The following is a 21,510-nucleotide window of genomic DNA, read 5'->3' on the forward strand; positions in this document are numbered from 1 at the left end:
GGGTGGTGAGCACTCCGGTGCGGGCGGCGCTCCGGGGTGCGGTCGTCGGCGGCGGCACCATGGGGGTGGGCATCGCCTACGTGATGGCCACCCACGGCCTGCGCACCACGGTGGTGGAGCCCAGTGCCGAGCGCGTGAGGGCCCTGCGCGACGAGGTGGACGCCGCGCTGGCCGGCGGCGTCGCCCGCGGACGCCTCGACGAGGCACGGGCCGACGCCGTCCGCGAGGGCCTCGTGGTCGTCGGGTCGGTCGAGGACCTCCCCGTGGGCCTGGACGTGATCGTGGAGAGCGTGCCCGAGCGGGCTGACCTCAAGGCGGCGGTGCTCGCCGCGGCCGAGGCGCTCGCCCCACGACTGCTCGCGACCAACACGAGCTCGATGTCGGTGGACGCCCTGGCTGCTCCCCTGGCGCATCCTGAGCGTTTCTGCGGCCTGCACTTCTTCAACCCTGTCTGGTCGATCGGGCTCGTCGAGGTGGTCCGGGGGGCCCGCACCGGCGCGGAGTCCCTCGCCCTCGCCCTCGACCTCGTCGGGGCGATGGGCAAGGAGAGCGCCGTCGTCAACGACTCGCCGGGCTTCGCCACCAGCCGGCTCGACCTGACGCTGGCGTTGGAGTCCATCCGGATGCTCGAGGAGGGTGTCGCCGCGGCCGAGGACATCGACCGGGCCGTGCGGCTGGCCTACCGCCATCCGGTCGGGCCGCTCACGCTCAGCGACATCGTCGGTCTCGATGTGCGCCTCGACATCAGCCGTCAGCTCGAGGCGTCCCTCGGCCCGCGGTTCGCGCCCCCGCGCCTGCTCGAGGAGATGGTCGCCGAGGGGCGGCTGGGTCGGAAGTCGGGGCGCGGGTTCTTCGACTGGTCGGAAGGAGAGCGTGCGTAGGTCTTGTGAAGTGTCAACGCATGTGTTGATACTGGTGTGACCGACACCACCTGAGGAGTGACCGTGCGCGACGCCGTGATCGTGGAAGCCATCCGTACCCCCGTCGGGAAGCGGGGCGGCGGCCTGTCCGCCGAGCACCCGGTCGAGCTCTCGGCCGACCTGCTCGTCGCCCTCGCCGCCCGGACCGGACTCGACCCCGCCCTGGTCGACGACGTCCACTGGGGTTGTGTGCACCAGGTCGCCGAGCAGACCTACAACGTGGCGCGCAACGCGGTGATCGCTGCCGGGTGGCCCGAGTCGGTGCCCGGCACGACCCTCGACCGGCAGTGCGGCTCCTCCCAGCAGGCCGTTCACTCCGCCGCCGCCATGGTCGTGTCGGGCCAGGCCGACATCGTCGTCGCCGGCGGTGTCGAGGTGATGAGCCGCGTGCCGATGGGGGCCTCGGTGCTCGACAAGGACCCGTTCGGGGAGCGCTTCGCCGCCCGCTACGACGGCCGTCGACCCCACATGGGCCTCGGCGCCGAGGACATCAACCGTCGCTGGTCGCTCACCCGCACCCAGCTCGACGAGTTCGCGCTGTCGTCGCACGAGAAGGCGGCCCACGCCCAGAAGAACGGCCTCTTCGAGAGCCAGATCGTCCCGGTGACCACTGCCGACGGCGTGACCGTCGAGCACGACGAGGGCATCCGGCCGGGCGGCTCGCTGGAGAAGCTCGCCGGCCTGCGGTCGGTCTTCGCCGAGGACGGTCTGCTCACCGCCGGCAACAGCTCCTCGATCAACGACGGCGCGGCGGCGCTGCTGGTCATGACCGGCGACAAAGCGCGTGAGCTCGGCATGACGCCGACCGCGCGGGTGCACACCGCCGTCGTCGCGGGCGACGACCCCATCATCAGCCTCACCGCCCTGATCCCCGCCACCCGCAAGGCCATGGACCGCTCGGGCCTCTCGCTCTCCGACATCGGAGTCTTCGAGATCAGCGAGGCCTTCGCCTCGGTGCCGCTCGCCTGGCAGAAGGAGATCGGAGCCGACCCGGCCCTAATGAACCCCCACGGTGGTGCGATCTCCATCGGCCACCCGCTCGGCGCCAGTGGGGCTCGGCTGATGACCACGCTGGTCCACCACATGCGCGAGTCCGGCGTGCGATACGGCCTCCAGACGATGTGCGAGGGCGGCGGGCTCTCCAACGCCACGATCCTCGAGCTGCTCTGACCCGGTCGACCCACCACGCCCCATCCAGCACCCGCCACCACGAGGAGTCCCGATGCCCGACCTGAAGCTGAGCCACTCTCCGCTCATCCCGGAGACCGAGGAGCGTCGGGCGTTGCGGGAGTCGGTGGCGGCCCTGGCCGGCAAGTACGGTCGTGCCTACTTCCAGGAGGCGGCAGCCCGGGGCGGCTTCCCCGACGAGCTCTACCGCGACCTCGGGCACGCCGGCTTCCTGGGCGTCAACATGCCCGAGGAGTGGGGCGGCGGAGGCGGAGGCCTGGCCGACCTGGCCGTCGTGATCGAGGAGTGCGCCGCCCAGGGCTGCCCGATGCAGATGATCGTCATCAGCTCGATCACGGCATCGATCATCGCCCGCCACGGATCCGAGGTGCTCAAGGAGAGGTGGCTGGAGGGGATCTGCAGCGGGGAGAAGAAGGTGGTCTTCGCGATCACCGAGCCCGACGCCGGCACCAACACCCACAACATCTCCACCACCGCGACGCGGTCGTCCGACGGCGGTTGGACCCTCAAGGGGCAGAAGTACTGGACCTCCGGGGTCGACGAGGCCGACGCCGTCATGGTGGTGGCCCGCGATGCCGAGCCGGGTCCCGACGGCAAGCGCACGCTGTCGCTCTTCCTGATCCCGACCGACGCGCCCGGATTCAGCTACACCGTGATCGACTCGGCCCTGCGGGCGCCGGAGCGACAGTTCGTCACCTTCTACGACGACGTGCCTGTCGCCGCCGACTCGATCGTCGGTGACCAGGGCCGCGGTCTCCAGCAGGTCTTCGCCGGGCTCAACCCCGAGCGGGTCGCTGCTGCGGCGATCGCCTCCGGCATCGCGTTGTACGCCCTGCAGCGCGGAGCGCTCTACGCCAACCAGCGCACGGTGTGGAGCCAGCCCATCGGCGCCCACCAGGGCCTGTCGCACCCCCTCGCCAAGGCCTACATCGACGTGCAGCAGGCCCGGCTGATGAACTTCCGCGCCGCGGAGCTCTACGACACCGGCCAGGACGCCGCCTGCGCCGAGGCGGCCAACATCGCCAAGCTCGCCGCCGCCGACGCCTGCCTGCTCTCACTCGACCAGGCGATGCAGACCCACGGTGGCAACGGCCTGTCCAACGAGTACGGCCTCTCCGACCTGTGGTTCACCGCACGCATGCTCAAGACGGCTCCCGTGAGCCGCGAGATGGTGCTCAACTACGTCGCGCAGCACAGCCTCGGGCTGCCCAAGAGCTACTGAGGAGAGCGGCGTGACCTTCACCTTCGCGGGTGCTCTGCGCGACCTGGCGTCCCGCACCCCCGACGCCACGGCCATCCTCTTCGAGGAGCAGCGCCTCAGCTTCGCCGACCTCTACGGCCGAGGCACGCGGCTGGCCCACGTGCTCGACGGTCTCGGCGTCGCCGACCAGCGGCGCGTCGGGTTCCTGGGCAAGAACTCCCCGGCCTTCTTCGAGCTGGCCCTGGCCTGCAGCCTCCAGGACGCCGTGCTCGTCGGGCTCAACTGGCGACTCTCCCGCTCCGAGCTGGTCTCGATCACCGCCGACGCCGACCTGTCGCTGCTGGTGGTCTCGCCCGACCTTGTGCACCTGGTCGACGCCGACGCCGGGGTGCGTGTCGTGACCACGGGCCCCGAGCTCGACGCCCTCGTCGCCGCGGCCGACGACACCCCGGTCGAGACGCGCACGCGCGGGGAGAGCGTCCTGCTGCAGTTCTACAGTTCCGGCACGACCGGCCTGCCCAAGGGCACGCTCATCACCAACGACAACCTCGCCTTCACCCGGACCAGCGGTCGCCTGCTCTACGGCATGGACGCCGACACGGTGAACCTGGTGCCCTCGCCGCTCTTCCACATCGGTGGTGCGGGCTACGGCTCGACCGCCCTGACCCAGGGCGGCACGACCGTGCTGGTGCCCGACTCGGACCCCCTCACGCTGCTGGGTGCGATCGAGCGTCACGGGGTGACCCACGCCTTCATGGTGCCTGCCGTGATCCAGGGCATCGTCGGCTCGCCGGCGCTGCGCACCTCGGACGTCGCCAGCCTGAGGGTGGTGGCCTACGGCGGCGCACCGATGAGCGAGGCGCTCCTGGAGTCGGCGATCGCGGCACTGCGATGCGACTTCCTCGGTGTCTACGGGATGACCGAGACCTCGGGCACCGTGGTCGCGCTGGCCGCCGCCGACCACGACCCGGGTGGCCCGCGCGCCCACCTGCTGCGCTCGATCGGCAAGGCCCTGCCGTGGGCCTGCGAGGTCGAGGTGCGTGACCCGGTGACGCTCGAGGCGGCCGAGGTGGGCGCCGTGGGGGAGATCTGGGTCCGCTCGGGCCAGGTGACGCCCGGCTACTGGCGCCAGCCGGAGGCGACCGCGCAGGCGCTGACCGCCGACGGCTGGCTGCGCACCGGGGACGCTGCCTACCGAGACGCCGACGGCTTCCTCTTCCTCCACGACCGGATGAAGGACATGGTCATCACCGGCGGTGAGAACGTCTACCCCGCCGAGGTCGAGAACGTCCTGGCCCACCACCCGGCGGTGCTGGAGGTCGCGGTGATCGGTGTGCCGTCGCTGCGGTGGGGCGAGAGCGTCAAGGCGCTCGTCGTGCCCCGCCCCGGCGTCGAGGTCGACGCCGCCGACCTGATCGCCTTCGCCCGCGACCGCCTCGCCCACTACAAGTGTCCCCGCGCGGTCGAGACCATCGAGGTCCTGCCCCGCAACGCCTCCGGCAAGATCCTCAAGAAGGAGCTGCGCATGACCCACGGAAGTCCCGTCTCGTGAGCGCCGAGGTGGCAGGTGTCGAGAGTGGGTCCATCGCGGCCGAGTCCGACCGCGTCCTGCCGCTGGTGAGGCGGTGGACGGTGAGCTGGCTCAACGGCCACGACCCTGCTGCGTGCGAGGACCTGCTCGCCGAGGACTACCGGCTGCGCATCGGCACCTTCGAGGTCGACCGCCGTGAGGACTACGTCGAGGCCACGGTCGGCCAGCTCGCGCAGTTCCCCGGGCTCGTGCTGACCGTGCACGACGTGCTGACCAACGGCCGCCAGGCCGCGGTGCACTTCACCGAGCACGGCGTCTCGCTGCGCCACGACGGCAACGCCGCGGCCTGGACCGGGGTGGTGCTCTTCGACTCCGACTCCGACTCCGACTCCGGGGTCGGGGACAACGGGGCCGGCGGCGACCGGCTGATCCGCGCCTGGGCCGAGGAGGACTACGCCGCGCGGCGTCGACAGCTCGCCTCGGGCACGCCCGACCCGGTCGGCTCGCCGGCCGTCGCGCCGTGGGACACCCCCGCGGAGCCCGCCGACCCGGCCGCCGAGTCCGTCGTGCTGGCGTGGCTGGAGGCAGGGCTGCCAGCGGTCGAGGGCGTGGTCTGGGACGACGCGGACCTCGACGACGCCGGCCCTGCGCTGACGGCGCACGGCGGGGAGGTCGACGTGGTGGTGTCGGCTGGCTCGCGGGTCGCCTTCCACGGGCGCCTCGGCGGCGCGGCGGCCGACGGCTCGGGCGGCAGCGCCGTGATGGACGTGGCCGGCTTCGTCACCGTGGTCGGCGGGAAGGTGGCGAGCGGGGTCGTGGTCTCCGACCGACTGGCGGCCCGCTCGGCGCTCAAGAAGTCGCGGCAGGCGGACTGATGGGGGCCGCGGTCGGTGTCGAGGACGTCGGGGCGGTGCGCGTGGTCACCCTCGACCGCCCCGCGGTGCGTAACGCCCTCGACCTCCCGACCGCGACCGCCCTGGCCGAGGCGCTCGACGGCCTCGACGACGATCCGGGCCTGGCCGTGGGGGTGCTCACCGGCGCCGGCGGCCACTTCTGCGCCGGCATGGACCTCAAGACATTCCTCGCCACCGGGCAGCGTCCGGAGGTGCCCGGCCGCGGTCTCGGCTTCACCCGTCGGCCGCCGGTCAAGCCGCTGGTGGCCGCCGTCGAGGGCACAGCCCTCGCGGGTGGCTTCGAGATCGTGCTGGCCTGCGACCTCGTCGTGGCCGCCCTGGACGCGCGTCTCGGCCTCCCCGAGGCCAGGCTTGGCCTGGTGGCGGGGGCGGGTGGCCTCCTGCGGCTCTCCGCACGCGTGCCCCGGGCGGTCGCGATGCGGTGCGCTCTCACGGGGGAGCCGTTCTCGGCGCAGGAGGCGGAGCGGTGGGGCCTGGTCAACGAGGTGACGCCGCCTGGGGAGGCGCTCGACCGCGCCCTGGCCCTCGCGCGCCAGGTCGCGGCCAGCGCGCCGGGCTCGCTGCGGGCGAGCAAGGAGCTGCTCGACCGGCGGCTCGCGCCCTCGGCCGACGACGTGGCCCGTCAGGACGAGCTGCTCGAGGCGCTCGCCGCTTCCGACGACGCTCGCGAGGGTGCACGCGCCTTCGCCGAGAAGCGCCCACCCGTGTGGGGCCGGACGCCCTAGCGGGCACGGCCTCCGAGGTGCTGCGAGCGGCGGTGCGCCCTGCGTGCCTGCCCTTCCCCGACCGGCCCGAGGGCGCTGGGGACGGAGGCCCCCTGGCCTTCCCGGGACTTTTGTCAACACGAGGGTTGACGCCCGATCCCGCAGGGTGATGTGATCGACACCACAGCCCGGCGCACGACTCGGAGTGCCCCTGGCGACACGCAGCCATCCGGCCCGCCAGGCCCTTCGCGAAGGACGCTTTCCATGTCGCAGAGCACGCTCGCCAGCCCGACCCTCGAGGCGATGCTCGCCGGCCTCCGTGCCGACGAGGTCGTCGACGCCACAGCCCTCTACATCGACGGGCGGTGGGTCGCTTCCGACGCGCCCGGGCGCATCGAGGTGCGCAGCCCGGTCACCGAGCAGGTCATCGCCGAGGTCGCCGAGGGCGCCGCCGCCGACGTCGACAAGGCCGTCGCCGCCGCGCGGGCCGCCTTCCCCGCCTGGGCGGCCCTGGCCCCCTCCGAGCGGGCGGCCTACCTCACCCGGACCTCCGAGCTGCTCGTCGAGCGGATGGAGGCCCTCGCCGAGCTCGGGTCGCGGGACATCGGAGCCCCGCTCGAGGCGGTCAAGGCCGTGCAGCTGGGCCTGCCGATCTTCAACTTCGGCTACTACGCCGACCTGGCCACCTCCTACGACTTCGAGGGCACCGAGATCGGGAACTCCCTCATCGTGCGCGAGCCGGTGGGCGTGGTCGGCTGCATCACGCCGTGGAACTTCCCCCTGCACCAGGTGGCCCTCAAGGTGGCCGCGGCCTTCGCCGCCGGCTGCACCGTGGTGGTGAAGCCCACCGAGGTCACCCCGCTCCTGGTGGTGGCCCTCGCCGAGATCTTCGACGAGATCGGCCTTCCGGCCGGTGTCTTCAACATGGTCCACGGCAACGGGCCCGGGGTCGGCGAGGCTCTCGTCGCGCACCGCGACGTCGACATGATCTCCTTCACCGGCTCGACGCGAGCCGGCAAGCGGATCGCCGAGGTCGCCGCCGGCACGGTGAAGCGGGTCGCGCTCGAGCTCGGCGGCAAGTCGGCCAACGTCATCCTCGATGACGCCGACCTCGAGCAGGCCGTCACCGGGGGACTGGCCAACGCCTACCTCAACTGCGGCCAGGCCTGCACCGCCCTCACCCGGATGCTCGTGCCGGCCTCGCGTCTCGCCGAGGTCGAGGAGATCGCCACCCGCGTCGCCGCGACCTACACCACGGGCCCGTGGGACCAGGAGTCCAGCGTGCTCGGCCCGCTGGTCAACGCCACCCAGCACGAGAAGGTGCGGGGCTTCATCCAGACCGGCATCGACGAGGGCGCGCGCCTGGTGGTCGGGGGCCTGGAGAACGAGCACGAGAGCGGTTACTTCGTGGCGCCGACGATCTTCAGCGACGTCACCAACGACATGACCATCGCCCGGGAGGAGATCTTCGGCCCCGTGCTCTCGATCCTCCCCTACTCCGACGAGGAGGAGGCCGTCGCGATCGCCAACGACACCGACTACGGCCTCGCCGGCGCGGTGTGGTCCGGCGACGACGAGCGAGCGCTGCGCGTGGCCAAGCGGCTGCGAGCCGGCCAGATCGAGGTCAACGGCGGAGCGTTCAACCCCGCGGCTCCGTTCGGCGGCTACAAGCAGTCGGGCCTGGGCCGCGAGGCCGGCCCGGCGGGCATCGAGGAGTTCCTCGAGACCAAGGCCATCCAGCGCTGAGCGGCGCCGCACCGCGGCGCCGACCGGCACGACGTACCAGCCAGCACGACCCTCTCGGGACCACCCAGCACCGTCAGGACCGACCAAAGGACAAGCGCGTGAAGACCAAAGCAGCAGTGTTGTGGGGAGCCGACCAGGACTGGCAGGTCGAGGAGGTGGAGCTCGGCGACCCGGTCGCCAACGAGGTGCAGGTGCAGCTCGCCGCCTCCGGCCTGTGCCACTCCGACGAGCACGTGCGCGTCGGCGACATCCCGATGGTGGAGCCCGGCGCGTTCCCCTTCATCGGAGGGCACGAGGGCGCGGGGGTCGTGACCAAGGTCGGCCCCGGTGTCACCAGCGTCAAGGAGGGCGACCACGTCGTCCTCGGCTTCATCCCCTCCTGCGGGCAGTGCGCAGCCTGCGCCCGCGGTCACCAGAACCTCTGCGACCTCGGTGCGACGCTGCTCACCGGCCAGGCCATCGCTGACAGCACCAACCGCATCCAGGTGAAGGGGCAGAACGCCTCGCCGATGTGCCTGCTCGGCACCTTCTCGCCCTACGTCACCGTGCACGAGGCCTCGGCGATCAAGATCCTGCCCGACATCCCGCTCGACAAGGCCGCCCTCGTGGGCTGCGGTGTCACCACCGGATGGGGCTCCTCGGTCTACGCCGCCGACGTGCGGGCCGGCGAGACCGTGGTCGTGGTCGGCGTCGGCGGCATCGGCGCCAACGCCGTGCAGGGCGCCCGTGCTGCCGGCGCCCGTCACATCGTCGCGATCGACCCCGTGCCGTTCAAGCGTGAGATGGCGATGAAGCTCGGCGCCACCCACGCCTACGCCAGCATCGAGGAGGCGACGGCGCCGGTCACCGATCTGACGTGGGGTGCGATGGCCCAGAAGGCGATCATCTGCGTGGGCCGCATCCGCGGCGAGGACATCGCCGGCACCCTGTCGCTGGTCGGCAAGGGCGGCACGGCGGTCGTCACCGGCATGGGCTCCATGCTCGACACCGACGTCAGCCTCAGCCTCTTCGAGCTGACCCTGCTCCAGAAGCGGCTGCAGGGCGCGATCTTCGGCTCGGGCAACCCGCGCTTCGACATCCCCAACCTGCTGCGCCTCTACATGGAGGGCGAGCTCATGCTCGACGAGCTGATCACCACCCGCTACCGCCTGGAGGACATCAACCAGGGCTACGCCGACATGAACGCCGGCACCAACATCCGCGGCCTCATCGAGTACGGCCCCGCCGACTGGTGAGTCGGCCCCGGGTCCCGGGGGAAGCAGCGGCCCGGTCGTCCTCGGACGACCGGGCCGCTGTGCGTGTGCGTCGGGCCCGCCCCGGCCTCAGCCGTGGGGACCGCCGGCGACGTAGAGGACCTGGCCGGTCACGAAGCCGGATCGCACGTCGGCGAAGAACGACACCGCCTGGGCGATGTCGTCGGGCGCGCCGGCCCTCCCCACCGCGATCCCGGCCACCTGCTCGGAGACCAGGTCGTCGAAGGACACGCCGGCACGCTCGGCCAGGGCCCGCGTCATCTCGGTGACGGTGAAGCCCGGCGCGACGGCGTTGACGGTCACGCCGTAGCGACCCAGCTCGAGGGCGAGGGTCTTGGTGAGACCCTGGAGCCCGGCCTTGGCCGCGGAGTAGTTGGCCTGGCCCACGGTGCCGAGGGCGGCGATCGAGGACAGGTTGACGATGCGGCCCCAGCCGCGTGCGGTCATGTGGCGCTGGGCCTCCCTGCTCATCAGGAACGCGGAGCGCAGGTTGACGTCGACCACGGTGTCCCAGTCGTCGAGGCTCATCTTGAAGGCGAGGCCGTTGCGCAGGACCCCCGCGTTGTTGACCAGCACCAGCGGGGGACCGAGCTCCTCGGCCACCCGGGCCACGCCGGTGACGACGGTGTCCTCCCGCGACACGTCGGCCCCGACGGCCAGCGCTCGCCGGCCCCGTTCCCTCACACGAGTCACGGTCTTCGCGCACGCGGCCTCGTCGAGGTCGACGACAGCGACGTCGTGTCCGTCGTCGGCCAGACGCACGGCGATCTCGGCGCCGATGCCGCGGGCCGCCCCGGTCACGATCGCCACCGGGGGCCCTGCGGGCTCCTTGCCGGCCGCCTCGCGGGTCACGACGCGGCGCCGGTCGGCTGGAGCTCGGCGCGGGCGCGCTCGGCGAGCAGGAACTTGCGGGGCCGCCCGCTGGGGGTGACCGGCACCTCGTGGGCGCCGATGGCCACCACGTGCCGGGGGACCTTGAAGCGGGCCAGACGGGCGGTGCACAGGGCGAGGAGCTCGTCGACGTCGACGGCGCGGCCGGGGCGCAGGACGACGTAGGCGACGCCGACCTCGCCCATCCGCCGATCGGGGAGCGGCACGACGTGGGCCTGGTTGACGGCCTCGTGCGAGGTCAGCACGTCCTCGATCTCCTTGGGCACGACCTGCTCTCCGCCGCAGCGGTAGCAGTCCTTGCTGCGTCCTACGAGCGTGAGGTAGTCGTCGGCGTCGAGGCGGCCCAGGTCGCCCGTGCGGAGCCAGCCGTCGGCGGTGAAGGCGGCGGCGTCCTCCTCGGGCTTGCGGTGGTAGCCGGGGGTGACCCCGGGCCCGCGCACCTGGAGCTCGCCGACCTGGTCGACCCCGAGCACCGCGCCGGTGGCGGGGTCGACGACGCGGTAGACCGCGAGCCGGCCGCCCAGGGCGGGGTCGCCGGCGACGCCGACGTCGCGCAGCCTGCCGTTGGTGCTGAGGCGGCGCTCACGGGGGTCGTCGGGCCGGGTGACGGTGGTCGAGGCGGTGGTCTCGCTCATCCCGTAGCCCGTGGTGAGCTCGAGGGGGCCGAGGACGGCCTCGATCCGGTGCCACAGTCCGGTGGGGGAGACGCCGCCGGAGGAGATCATGGAGCTCAGCGACGACAGGTCGTGGACCGGCCCACCCGTCTGGACCTCGTCGAGCAGGGCCTGGGTCATCGTCGGGATGAGCAGCACGTCGTCGACGTGGTGACGCTCGATCGCCGCCAGCGTCGCGGCAGGGGTGAACGTCAGCTGTGGCACGATCGAGCCGCCGACGAAGAGCGTCGCGAGCAGGCCCTCGACGTAGCCGTAGACGTGGTACATCGGCAGGGAGAACAGCACCCGGCGACCATCCTGGAAGGCCCGGCCGAAGGCACTGCCGTACGCCGTGCGCAGCAGCATGTCGTGGGTGAGCAGCACGCCCTTCGGGCTGCCGGTCGTGCCGGACGTGTAGAGCACGTCGGCAGGGGCGCCCGGACCGGTCGAGGTCACGGGCTCCCAGCCCTCGTCCGTGCCGCCGAGCTCCTCGACGGTGCGGGCTCCGGGGCGCGGCGTGCGTCCCTCCCCGGTCAGGACGAAGACCGCCCGCAGGTCGGGCATGCCAGCCCCTCCGCCACCGGACTCCCAGCCGGGGGCGAGGTCGTCGAGCATGTCGAGGTAGTCGAGGTCTCGGAACGCGTCCATCGTGACCAGCACCGAGGCACCCGACTGGCGCAGCACGTAGCCCAGCTCGTCGCGGCGGTTGAGGAAGTTCACCGGCACCGCGGTGGCCCCGGCGCGCGCGATGGCGTACTTGAGCGCGACGAACTCCGGGTGGTTGGCCATGACCAGGGCCACGAGGTCCCCGGGGCGCACCCCGGCGGCGACCAGGCCACGCGCCAGGCGACGTGACCAGTCCGCGACCTCGCGGTAGGTCCAGCTGCGGTGGTCGGTGACGACGTAGGGGCGGTCACCGAACTCCTCGACAGCGGCGTCGAGCTGCTCGTCGAGGCGTCGCGCGACCCAGGCCGGGTGCCGCCCCTCGAGCGCCTCCTGGCGCTCGGCCACGCTGGGGAGCACCGGCTCAGCCCTTCCCGTTCTGCGCGGCCACGCCCTGGTCGGCGCGCGTGCGGAGGTGGTCGTCGTGCTGCTCGTCCTCGCGGCCGCCCTGCCGACCGCGCGAGGCCTGGTAGGCCTCCCAGTAGGTGCGGTGGTGGGAGAAGGGCTCATCGCGGTCCTCGACCGCGGCACGCACTCCGTGCGCGTCCTGGAACCGCTTGAAGTCCGCCATCGCGGGCCCGGCGATGGCCATGGCGTCGGCGTCGTTGGCGGCCGCGATCGCCGAGGCGATGCCCATGGCGTCCCACCACCGGTTGGTGGCCTCCTTGTGGGAGTAGAGCATCTCCAGCGGCACGTGCGCGATGCGCTCGGCGTAGGCCATGGCCACGTCGAGCACCTCCTCGGCGGGCACGGCGCGGTTGGCGAGCCCGAGCTCGGCGGCCTCGGTGCCGGTCATGCTGTCGCCGGTGAACAACCACTCCTTGGTCTTGCGCATGCCCAGGTGGACCGGCCACAGACCGAAGGTGTGGATCTCGCCCATCGTGCGGGCCTCGGGCTGCCCGAACTGCGCGTCGTCGGCGGTGAAGACGATGTCGAGCACGCCGGCCAGATCGAGCCCACCGGCGACGCACGCCCCCCGCACGACCCCGACAGTGGCCTGGCGGATGCGCCACAGGCGCATCCACCTCTCGCGCGACTCGTGGAACTCGCGCCTGGAGAAGATCGGCGCACGCCGGTGGGGGCGGCTGTCCTCGGGACGCGAGGGCTCCCCGCTGCCCCACAGGTAGCCCCACTCGGTGAGGTCGTATCCGGTGCAGAAGTTCTTGCCGTTGCTCTTCACGACGAGCACGCGGGTGTCGTCGTCGCGGTCGAGGTCGTCCATGACGAGGTCCATGTCGTCGCGCATCTGCCGGCACAGGGCGTTGCCACGGTCGGGGCGGTTGAGGGTCATCGTCGCGATGCGGTCGGACTTCTCGTAGACGAGCGTCTCGAGCTCCATGGGTGGCCTTCCTGTCTGCTCGTCGTCGGCTCGGCCGACCCGGCGCTGGGTGATGCACGTCACTGTGGATCAACATAAGCGTTGACGCAGGGTGTCGCAAGGAGTGGCCTCGCTGCGTCAACAAGAGTGTTGACCGAGCGGATCGCCATGGCTACCGTCGGTGTTCCGGAGCACGACGAGCGAGGAGACCGGCTGTGGTGGACCCTGTGGTGGACGTGACCGAGGTCGACGTCGTGGTGGTGGGGGCCGGCTTCGCCGGTCTGCGCGCCCTGCACACGCTGCGCGGGGCGGGCCACTCGGTGGTGGTGCTCGAGGCGGGCGACGACATCGGCGGCGTCTGGCAGTGGAACCGCTACCCCGGTGCGCGCTGCGACGTGGAGAGCTACGACTACTCCTACGGCTTCTCCTCCGAGCTCGAGCAGGAGTGGCGCTGGAGCGAGCGCTACGCGACCCAGCCCGAGATCCTGCGCTACATCCACCACGTGGCCGAGCGCTTCGACCTGCGTCGCGACGTCCGCCTCGGCCAGCGGATGGTCGACTCCACCTGGGACGACGCAAGCGCCCGCTGGTCGGTGAGCACCGAGAGCGGCGGGTCCTGGAGGTCCCGCTTCCTGGTCATGGCCACCGGGCAGCTCTCGACCACCAAGACCCCGAGCCTGCCCGGCCAGGACGACTTCCGCGGCCAGGTGCTGCTCACCGCGAAGTGGCCCCGCGAGGGCGTCGACCTGTCCGGCAAGCGGGTCGGGGTGATCGGCACCGGGTCGTCCGGCATGCAGCTGATCCCCGTCGTCGCGCAGGAGGCCGCCCACCTCACGGTCTTCCAGCGCACCCCCAACTTCAGCGTGCCGGCCACCAACGGGCCGATCAGCGACGAGCGTGACGCCGAGGTGAAGGCGTCCTACGCCGAGCGCCGCGAGGCCTCGCGCAACTCGCCGAGCGGTCTCGGCACCATCCCCATCAGCAGGACCTCCGCGCTCGAGGTGAGCGACGCCGAGCGCCGTAGGCGCTACGAGGACTACTGGGCCACCGCTGGCTTCGGGTTCGCGCTCGTCTACTACGACATCCTGCGCGACCGGGCCGCCAACGACACCGCCGCCGACTTCATCCGGGAGAAGATCGCCGCCAAGATCGACGACCCCGTGCTGCGCGAGAAGCTGATGCCGCGCGACTTCCCCTTCGCCGCCAAGCGCCCCTCGGTCGACAGTGGCTACTTCGAGACCTTCAACCGCGACGACGTCACGCTCGCCGACATCCGGGAGGATCCGCTGCAGGCGATGACCCCGACCGGGCTCCGCACGGCGAGTGGTGCGGAGCACGACCTCGACGTCGTCGTCTTCGCCACCGGCTTCGACGCCCTCACGGGCTCCCTGCTGCGTCCGACCATCACTGGTCGGGGTGGGCTCACGCTGAAGGAGAAGTGGTCGGCCGGGCCGGTCACTCAGCTCGGGCTGTGCGTGCACGACTTCCCCAACCTGTTCATCGTCGCAGGTCCGGGCAGCCCCTCGCTGCTGAGCAACGTGCTGCTGTCGACCGAGCAGCACGTCGATTGGATCGCCGCGCTCCTCGCCCACCTGGAGTCCGTCGGCGCCGACGTCGTCGAGGCGACCGAGGCGGCCGAGCAGGCGTGGGTGGCCCACGTGAACGAGCGGGCGCAGGAGACGCTCTACCCGCTCGCCACGAGCTACTACAACGGTGACGAGGTCGAGGGGAAGCCTCGGGTCTTCATGCCCTACCCCGGCGGCGTGCGCGCCTACCGCAGGATCCTTGAGCGGGTGGTCGACGAGGGCTACTCCGGCTTCGAGCTCTCCTCGAGCCGCGAGCGGGAGCCGGCTCAGGCCTGAGTCGATCGGGTCGGACCAGCGCCGCCGGCGCAGGTCGCGGCCAGGAGCTCCGTCAGCTCGGCGGCCTGGCTGAGCGCCGCGTCCATCCACCAGAATCCGTGCGCCGCCCCGGCGTACGTCGTTTCCTCGACGGCGACGCCGGCCTCGGCGAGACGTGCGGCGTAGTGCAGCGCCTCGTCGCGCAGCGGGTCGAGCTCCGCGGTGACGATCGTGGTCGGCGGGAGGCCGCTGAGGTCCTCGGCCAGCACGGGCGCCGCGCGCGGGTCCCGGCCGGCGGCGGGCGAGGGCAGGTAGAGGTCCCAGAACCACGCCAGCTCCCGCGCGGTCATGAGCGGTCCGTCGGCGCGGCGGCGGTAGGAGGCGTAGGGCGTGTCGAGGGCGGGGTGCAGGCACGGGTAGACGAGCACCTGGGCCCGCACGGCCCCTGGGCTGTCGCGCAGCTCGAGCGCCGTCGCGGCGGCGAGGTTGCCACCCGCGCTGTCGCCGACCAGCACCAGCGCCTGTGCGGGGTCGCCTCCGAGCGCGGCAGGGTCGGCGGCGAGGGCGCGCGCGGTCGCGACGCAGTCGAGCAGCGGGCCGGGGAAGCGGGTCTCCGGCGCGCGGCGGTAGTCGAGGGAGACCACGACGCAGCCGCTCGCGGCGGCCAGGGCCCGGCACGGACGATCGGCGGCCTTGAGTCCGCCGAGCACGAACCCGCCACCGTGCAGGTAGAGCACCAGCGGGCGCTGCTCGTCGGGCGAGGGGTGGTAGACCCGGGCGGGCAGCAGGCCGGCGTCTCCGGGCAGCAGGACGTCGCGCACCCCGGCGACCGGGGTGGCCGGGTGCTGCAGGCGCAGCACTCCGTCGAGCAGTGCGCGGGCGTGCGGCACGCTGACGGTGTCGTAGGTCGGCACGGCCAGCTCGTCGAACTGGGCCACGAGGCGCGCCACGTCGGGGTGGGCGGTGGGCTCCGCCACGCTCACCTCACCTCCACGCCGTCCAGGAGCATGCTGGCGTAGGACTCCCCGATGGTGACGGCGTCGACGGCGGAACGCTCGGGGTTGAACCAGCGGTTGGTCCAGCTGACCATCCCGATCAGTCCGTAGGCCATGACTCGCGGGTCGGTGACCGGACGCAGGGTGCCCTCCTCGACGCCCTGGATGACGATCGCGGTGACGGCCTCCTCCCAGCGACGGTTGACCTTGCGCATCTCCTCGGCCCACTCGCGTCGCGCCTCGGCGACGTGGGCGAGGTTCTCCTGGAGGTAGACGTAGAGGAACGGGTAGTTCTCGGCGTAGCTGACCATGAGCGAGGTGATCAGCTCGCGCAGCTTCGCGGGCGCCGGCTGGTCGGAGTCGCGGATGCCCTCGGCGACCACGAGGTTGGCCTTGACGACGTCGGTGACGACCTCGTCGAGGAGCTCCTCCTTGCTGCTGACGTAGTAGTACAGGCTGGCCCGCTCCGTGCCGACGGCCTCGGCGATGTCGGCCAGCGATGTGCGCTGGTAGCCGCGGGTCTTGAAGACCTGTGCGGCGGCGTTGATGATCTCGGTCCGTCTGAGGCTGTAGCCGCCCTTCTTGCGTCCTCGCGCGGCGGCCCGGCGCCGGCCGATGCCGCTGTCGTCGGGGTCGGCGGCGGCGGGAGGGTCCGCCGGAGGCGGGTCGCCCGCGCCGCTGGAGAGGGCAGGGGTGCGGTCGTCGCTCACGTCGGGCACCCTAGTGCGCCGCGCCGTGGTGCTCACCCGATCACGTATCCACCGTCGACCACCACGGTCTGCCCCGTGACGTAGCCGGCGGCGCTGCTGGCCAGCCACACCAGCGTCGCGGCGACCTCCTCGGGGTCGCCCTGGCGACCCACCGCGACCCGCTCCAGCTGGGCGTCGACATAGCCGGGTGCGTAGCCGTCGCTGATCTCGGTCTCGAAGAAGCCGGGCGCGATGGCGTTGACACGGATCCCCTTGCGGCGGGTCCACTGGTTGGCCAGGTCGCGGGTGAGGCCGATGAGCGCGGCCTTGCTCGAGGCGTAGGCAGCCTGGGGGAGGGGCTGGGGACGGAGTCCGATGACGCTGGAGATGTTGACGACGCTGCTCCCGGGGCGCATCACCCGGCCGCAGGCCTGGGCCATCCAGTAGGCACCTTCGAGGTTGGTCGCGAGCACCTCGCGGAACTGCTCCGGTGTCTCCCGTGTGGCGGGGTGCGCCGTGCCCACGCCAGCGTTGTTGACCAGGACGTCGATGCGGCCCAGGTGCTCCATGGCGGTCTCCGCGAGTGTCGTGCAGGCCGTCGGGTCGGTCACGTCGGTCGCGACCGGCACCGCCCGGCGCCCCTCCGCCTCGACGAGGAGGGCGGTCTCGCGCAGCCGCTCCTCACGTCGACCGGCGAGCACGACGTCGGCGCCGGCCTGGGCGAGGGCCACGGCGAAGGCGACCCCCAGCCCTGAGGAGGCGCCCGTGACGACGGCGACCTGGCCGTCGAGCCGGAACCGGTCGAGAACGCTCATGCGGGTGCTCCTCCTTGTCGCCCGGCGGGCGTGGGTCGACGGTAGGACCGACGCCGACCGCAGTCAACACGTTCGTAGATTTAGTCAACACAGCAGTTGACAGTCTGATCGCGGGCTGTTGTGATGCACGACACATGACGCGCCGCCAGGCTCGTCGCCGTGCTTCTCGGGCCTTCGAAGGGACCCACCGATGACCAACCACCACGCACGACTGCGCGGCATGGCGGGGATCGCCGCCGCCGGGATGCTGATCCTCGGCGCCTGCGCCGCTCCCGAGGACTCCGCAGGAGCGCCGGAGGCCGCGGCGACGGCCGAGGCCGGGTCGGCCGCCGAGGCCGAGGTGAGCGCCGCCCAGGAGGTGGTGACCCCACTCCTGGAGACGCCCAGCGCCATCAACCAGACCGAGCCGATCACCGGCGACACCTCCAGCGACAAGCCCTTCGTCGTCATCACCTGTGAGCTGCCCCAGTGCCAGCTGATCTCCGACGGCACCCTCGAGGCCGCCGAGGCCATGGGGTGGGAGACAGAGCTGCTGGCCTACAAGACCACCGACGGCGCCACGCTGACCTCGGCCATGAAGGAGGCGCTGACCTACGACCCCTTCGCTGTGGCCCCGATCGGCTTCAGCCAGACGTTGTGGCAGCCCCTCGTCCAGGACTTCGAGGACGCCGGCGTGATCATCACCCCGGTCGCCGTGGGCGACACCGAGCCGGGCGGCCCCGTCACGCAGGGCTCGGCCAGCCAGCTCGACTACGCGGCCTCCGGCAAGGCCATGGCCGCCTGGGTCACCGCCGACTCCGCGGCCGACGCCACCATCCTGCTCCAGGACGTGCCGGCCTTCGCGGTGCTCGCCGCCTACGGCGACGGCTTCCGCGAGGGCATCGCGGAGTACTGCTCGGGCTGCACCATCACCGAGCTGGAGAACGCCCCTGCCCAGCTGGCCTCCAACGGCATCGTCCCGTCGGTGGTCTCGGAGCTGCAGAAGAAGCCCGACATCGACTACGTCGTCTCGACCGACACCGCCTTCCTCGCCGCAGGCCTGCCCAGCGCGCTCGAGGCCGCTGGCATCAGCGGGGTCAAGGTGGTCGGCGGCTCGCCCGACATCAACAGCCTGCAGGGTGTCGTCAGCGGCGACATCGCGGCGGTGAGCGCCACCGCCGAGGATCAGTACGGGTGGACCGCGGTCGACATCGTCGCCCGCACCATGACCGGCATGGACGTGCCCGAGGCCGACGGAGGTCGCGTGCAGATGATCGCCGTGCAGGACAACGTCGGCACGCCCTCTCCCGCCGGGCTCGGGTTCCCCGAGGACTACCGCGAGCAGTACAAGGCGCTGTGGGGCAAGTGAGCACCGGGACCTCCTCCGCGACGGCCGGGACGGACTCCGCCCCGGCGCTCGACATCGTCGGTCTCACCAAGACCTTCGTCGGCGGTCACGCGCTGCGCGACGTCGACCTGCGCATCGGCGCGGGGGAGGTCCACGCCCTGCTGGGCGAGAACGGATCGGGCAAGTCCACGCTCATCAAGACCCTCTCGGGCTTCCACCGCCCCGATCCCGGGGCCTCCATCCGCATCGGCGGCGAGGAGCTGGTGACGGGCAGCGCGGCGTCGTCGTACGCCCTGGGTGCGCGCTTCGTGCACCAGGACCTCGGGCTGGTCGAGGACTGCTCGGTCAGCGACAACCTCGCCTTCGGCCCTGGCTTCCCGACGCGCTTCGGGACGATCCGCGGCCGCGCGGCCCGGGCACGGGCCGCCCGCGCGCTGGAGTCGGTGGGCGTGGAGGTCGACCCCGACCGTCACGTCGGCCGGCTCTCCCCGGCCCAGAAGACCGGCGTCGCCGTCGCCCGCGCCCTGCTCGACGACGAGTCCAGCCCCGTGCACCTGCTGGTGCTCGACGAGCCCACCGCACGACTGCCCGAGCACGAGGTCGAGGCCCTCCTCGAGATCGTCGGCCGGGTCTCGGCACGCGGCATCGGCGTCCTCTACGTCACCCACCGCCTCGACGAGGTCTTCGCCGTCGCCACGGCGGCCACCGTGCTCCGCGACGGGGTGCGGATGACGACCCAGCCGGTGGCCGGCCTGACCCGCGACTCCCTGCTGCACCACCTGCTGGGGGCCGCTCTCGAAGCCCAGGAGCGGCCGCCACTGCGGTCGGACCCGGCCTCCGAGCCGGCCCTCAGCGTCACCGGCCTGGGCTCGGAGAGCCTGCACGGGATCGACCTGGAGGTCCGTCCCGGCGAGGTGGTCGGCGTGGCCGGGATCACCGGCTCGGGGCGCGACTCGCTCCTGGGCACCGTCTTCGGGGCACGACACCGCGACCACGGCGAGGTGAGGGTGGCGGGACGACGGGTCGGGGCCGACCGACCCGACCGTGCGATGGCCGCCGGCGTGGCCTACGTGCCGGCCGAGCGGAAGCTCGAGGGCTGCTTCGTCGACCTGCCCGCCCGCGAGAACATCGGGTTTGGCAGCCTGCGCAGCCTCTGGCGCGGCGCCGGCCTCAGTCGGCGCCGCGAGCACGACCTCGCCACGGGCTGGTTCGAGCGGCTCGACGTGCGGCCCCGGTCCGGCACCGAGCGTGCGATGTCGACCTTCAGCGGGGGCAACCAGCAGAAGATCGTCTACGGCAAGTGGTTCGAGCGTCAGCCGGTGCTCTTCCTGCTCGACGAGCCCACCCAGGGCGTCGACGTCGGCGCCAAGGCCGAGCTCCACCGCGCGCTCTTCGAGGCCGCCGAGCGGGGCGCCGCCGTGCTGGTCAGCTCCAGCGACACCGAGGAGCTGATCGCGGTCTGCGACCGCGTCCTCGTGCTCAGGGTGGGGGAGCTGGTCGAGGAGCTCGTCGGCGACGAGATCAGTGCCCACGCCCTGACCCGCGCCTGCCTCGGCATCGAGCCCGACCAGGCCTCCGACCTCATGGAGGTGATGGAGAGCGAGGGCGACCCGGCCGACCTCCGCCACCCCCACCTCACGACCGACCCGCCCGACCACCCTGTCGACCACCGCTCCGACCGTGCGGCGGTCGGCAGCCTCGAAGGAGATCTGCGATGACCCGGCTCCCGCGCGGCCTCGGCCTCGAACGCTTCAGCGGCCTCTACCTGTGGGCCGTGCTCATCGTGGTCTTCTCGGTCTGGCAGCCGCTCTACTTCCCGACCATGGCGACGGTGCACTCGATCGCCGCCGACCGGTCGATCGCGGCGATGCTGGCCCTCGCGATCCTGGTGCCGCTGGCGTGCGGTGCCTTCGACCTCTCAGTCGGCGCCACGGCCAACATCTCGACCATCTCCGCGGTCATGCTGGTCAACGACGACTGGGCGTGGCCGACCGTGGTCGTGGTGTGCACGCTGCTCGGCACCCTCATCGGAGCCGTCAACGGCTTCATCGTGGTCAAGCTCAAGGTGAGCTCCTTCATCACCACGCTCGGCACCTCGTCGATGATCGCGGCCTTCCAGATCATCATCACCGACAACGCCCAGCCGCTCCCACCGATCAACGCCTCGTGGGCCGCGTTCACCCAGTCCACCATCCTGGGCTTCCAGGTGGTCGTGGTCTACATGCTGATCCTGGCCGTCCTGCTGTGGTGGGTGCTCCAGCACACCCCGGTGGGCCGCTACCTCTTCGCCATCGGCAGCAGTCCGGAGGCGGCACGCCTGTCCGGCGCGCGCGTGGACCTCTACACGTGGCTGGCCCTCATCGCCTCCGGCACCATCGCGGGTCTCACCGGGGCGATCTACGCCTCCCTCGCCGGGCCGTCGCTGACCTACGGCGCCTCGCTCCTGCTGCCCGCCTTCGCGGCGGTCTTCCTCGGGTCCACGCAGGTCATCCCGGGCCGCTTCAACGTCTGGGGCACGGTGCTCGCCATCTTCGTGCTGGCCACCGGGGTCAAGGGTCTCCAGCTGGCCACCAACGCCCAGTGGCTCGACCCGATGTTCAGCGGCGGTGCGCTCGTCGCCGCCGTCGCCGTCGCCCTCGGACGCCAGCGGGCGGCCGAGGAGAAGGCCCGTCGCAAGCTCGTCAGGGGGGAGGCCCCGAGCGACGCCCGTGTCGCTGCCGCTCCGTGAGGCCCGGCGGCGCTCACTGGAAGGCTGCCGTCAGTCGCGTGACGTTGTCGACGCAGCGCAGCCGGGCGGATCTGAGCGACCACGCCTCGAGGCCCAGCCACGGGGTCAGCAGCACGAGCAGCAGCCAGGCCGT

General features: G+C 72.2%; 18 protein-coding genes. 12 read left to right on the plus strand and 6 right to left on the minus strand.

Going from position 1 to position 21,510, the window contains the following annotated elements; translation table 11 throughout:
• The first annotated feature begins 2 nt into the window (after positions 1–2).
• From IR170_RS18325 to IR170_RS18360, 8 genes are all read left to right on the plus strand, one after another.
• Positions 3–881, plus strand: coding sequence for a 3-hydroxyacyl-CoA dehydrogenase family protein (locus IR170_RS18325; protein WP_319805162.1), 879 nt, complete (start codon positions 3–5; stop codon positions 879–881).
• A gap of 63 nt (positions 882–944) precedes the next feature.
• Positions 945–2,090: a thiolase family protein gene (locus IR170_RS18330; RefSeq protein WP_193666355.1), complete on the plus strand. Its 1,146-nt coding sequence runs from the start codon at positions 945–947 to the stop codon at positions 2,088–2,090.
• Between the two features lie 52 nt (positions 2,091–2,142).
• Complete coding sequence (locus IR170_RS18335; protein ID WP_193666356.1) at positions 2,143–3,330, plus strand: acyl-CoA dehydrogenase family protein; 1,188 nt, start codon at positions 2,143–2,145, stop codon at positions 3,328–3,330.
• Between the two features lie 10 nt (positions 3,331–3,340).
• Positions 3,341–4,861: an AMP-binding protein gene (locus IR170_RS18340; protein WP_193666357.1), complete on the plus strand. Its 1,521-nt coding sequence runs from the start codon at positions 3,341–3,343 to the stop codon at positions 4,859–4,861.
• A gap of 80 nt (positions 4,862–4,941) precedes the next feature.
• Complete coding sequence (locus IR170_RS18345) at positions 4,942–5,715, plus strand: nuclear transport factor 2 family protein (RefSeq protein ID WP_193666358.1); 774 nt, start codon at positions 4,942–4,944, stop codon at positions 5,713–5,715.
• Positions 5,715–6,479, plus strand: a complete 765-nt coding sequence (locus IR170_RS18350) for a crotonase/enoyl-CoA hydratase family protein (RefSeq protein WP_193666359.1) — start codon at positions 5,715–5,717, stop codon at positions 6,477–6,479. Before IR170_RS18345 ends, IR170_RS18350 begins: the two co-directional genes overlap by 1 nt.
• 243 nt (positions 6,480–6,722) lie before the next feature.
• Positions 6,723–8,204 (plus strand): aldehyde dehydrogenase family protein, encoded by a 1,482-nt coding sequence (locus IR170_RS18355; protein ID WP_227489591.1) that lies wholly within the window; start codon positions 6,723–6,725, stop codon positions 8,202–8,204.
• 98 nt (positions 8,205–8,302) lie between these two features.
• A complete protein-coding gene (locus tag IR170_RS18360) occupies positions 8,303–9,439 on the plus strand; it encodes an NDMA-dependent alcohol dehydrogenase (protein WP_056903115.1) in 1,137 nt (378 codons plus the stop codon).
• Between the two features lie 87 nt (positions 9,440–9,526).
• On the opposite strand, the gene IR170_RS18365 is transcribed toward IR170_RS18360, so the two are convergent.
• Genes IR170_RS18365 through IR170_RS19740 form a run of 3 tightly spaced genes read right to left on the minus strand, consistent with a single transcriptional unit; the run spans position 9,527 to position 13,003 of the window.
• Complete coding sequence (locus IR170_RS18365) at positions 9,527–10,309, minus strand: SDR family oxidoreductase (protein WP_319805163.1); 783 nt, start codon at positions 10,307–10,309, stop codon at positions 9,527–9,529.
• Positions 10,306–12,024, minus strand: coding sequence for a class I adenylate-forming enzyme family protein (locus tag IR170_RS18370; protein WP_319805164.1), 1,719 nt, complete (start codon positions 12,022–12,024; stop codon positions 10,306–10,308). The genes IR170_RS18365 and IR170_RS18370 overlap by 4 nt, the downstream gene beginning before the upstream one ends.
• Before the next feature lie 4 nt (positions 12,025–12,028).
• On the minus strand, positions 12,029–13,003 hold the full coding sequence (locus IR170_RS19740) for an enoyl-CoA hydratase-related protein (RefSeq protein WP_227489592.1): 975 nt from the start codon (positions 13,001–13,003) through the stop codon (positions 12,029–12,031).
• A 194-nt stretch (positions 13,004–13,197) separates the two neighbouring features.
• Here IR170_RS19740 and IR170_RS18375 point away from each other — a divergent pair, with 194 nt between their 5' ends.
• Positions 13,198–14,844 carry a flavin-containing monooxygenase gene (locus IR170_RS18375; RefSeq protein WP_319805165.1) on the plus strand — a complete coding sequence of 549 codons (1,647 nt, stop codon included), beginning with the start codon at positions 13,198–13,200 and terminating at the stop codon, positions 14,842–14,844.
• Here IR170_RS18375 and IR170_RS18380 read toward each other — a convergent pair.
• The 3 genes from IR170_RS18380 to IR170_RS18390 are packed head-to-tail and all read right to left on the minus strand — an operon-like array spanning position 14,835 to position 17,322.
• Complete coding sequence (locus IR170_RS18380; protein WP_193666361.1) at positions 14,835–15,800, minus strand: alpha/beta hydrolase; 966 nt, start codon at positions 15,798–15,800, stop codon at positions 14,835–14,837. The two genes, IR170_RS18375 and IR170_RS18380, sit on opposite strands and share 10 nt — an antisense overlap.
• A gap of 2 nt (positions 15,801–15,802) precedes the next feature.
• Positions 15,803–16,528 carry a TetR/AcrR family transcriptional regulator gene (locus tag IR170_RS18385; protein ID WP_193666362.1) on the minus strand — a complete coding sequence of 242 codons (726 nt, stop codon included), beginning with the start codon at positions 16,526–16,528 and terminating at the stop codon, positions 15,803–15,805.
• Positions 16,529–16,560: 32 nt separating this feature from the next.
• Positions 16,561–17,322, minus strand: a complete 762-nt coding sequence (locus tag IR170_RS18390) for an SDR family NAD(P)-dependent oxidoreductase (RefSeq protein ID WP_193666363.1) — start codon at positions 17,320–17,322, stop codon at positions 16,561–16,563.
• A 190-nt stretch (positions 17,323–17,512) separates the two neighbouring features.
• Here IR170_RS18390 and IR170_RS18395 point away from each other — a divergent pair, with 190 nt between their 5' ends.
• The 3 genes from IR170_RS18395 to IR170_RS18405 are packed head-to-tail and all read left to right on the plus strand — an operon-like array spanning position 17,513 to position 21,377.
• Positions 17,513–18,670, plus strand: a complete 1,158-nt coding sequence (locus IR170_RS18395; protein WP_193666364.1) for a sugar ABC transporter substrate-binding protein — start codon at positions 17,513–17,515, stop codon at positions 18,668–18,670.
• Positions 18,667–20,367: a sugar ABC transporter ATP-binding protein gene (locus IR170_RS18400; protein WP_082500054.1), complete on the plus strand. Its 1,701-nt coding sequence runs from the start codon at positions 18,667–18,669 to the stop codon at positions 20,365–20,367. The genes IR170_RS18395 and IR170_RS18400 overlap by 4 nt, the downstream gene beginning before the upstream one ends.
• Positions 20,364–21,377, plus strand: a complete 1,014-nt coding sequence (locus tag IR170_RS18405) for an ABC transporter permease (RefSeq protein ID WP_056863049.1) — start codon at positions 20,364–20,366, stop codon at positions 21,375–21,377. The genes IR170_RS18400 and IR170_RS18405 overlap by 4 nt, the downstream gene beginning before the upstream one ends.
• The last annotated feature ends 133 nt before the right edge of the window (positions 21,378–21,510 follow it).

Origin of the sequence: Nocardioides kribbensis, assembly GCF_015070375.1 — a bacterium.
In the GTDB taxonomy this organism is placed as follows: domain Bacteria; phylum Actinomycetota; class Actinomycetes; order Propionibacteriales; family Nocardioidaceae; genus Nocardioides; species Nocardioides kribbensis.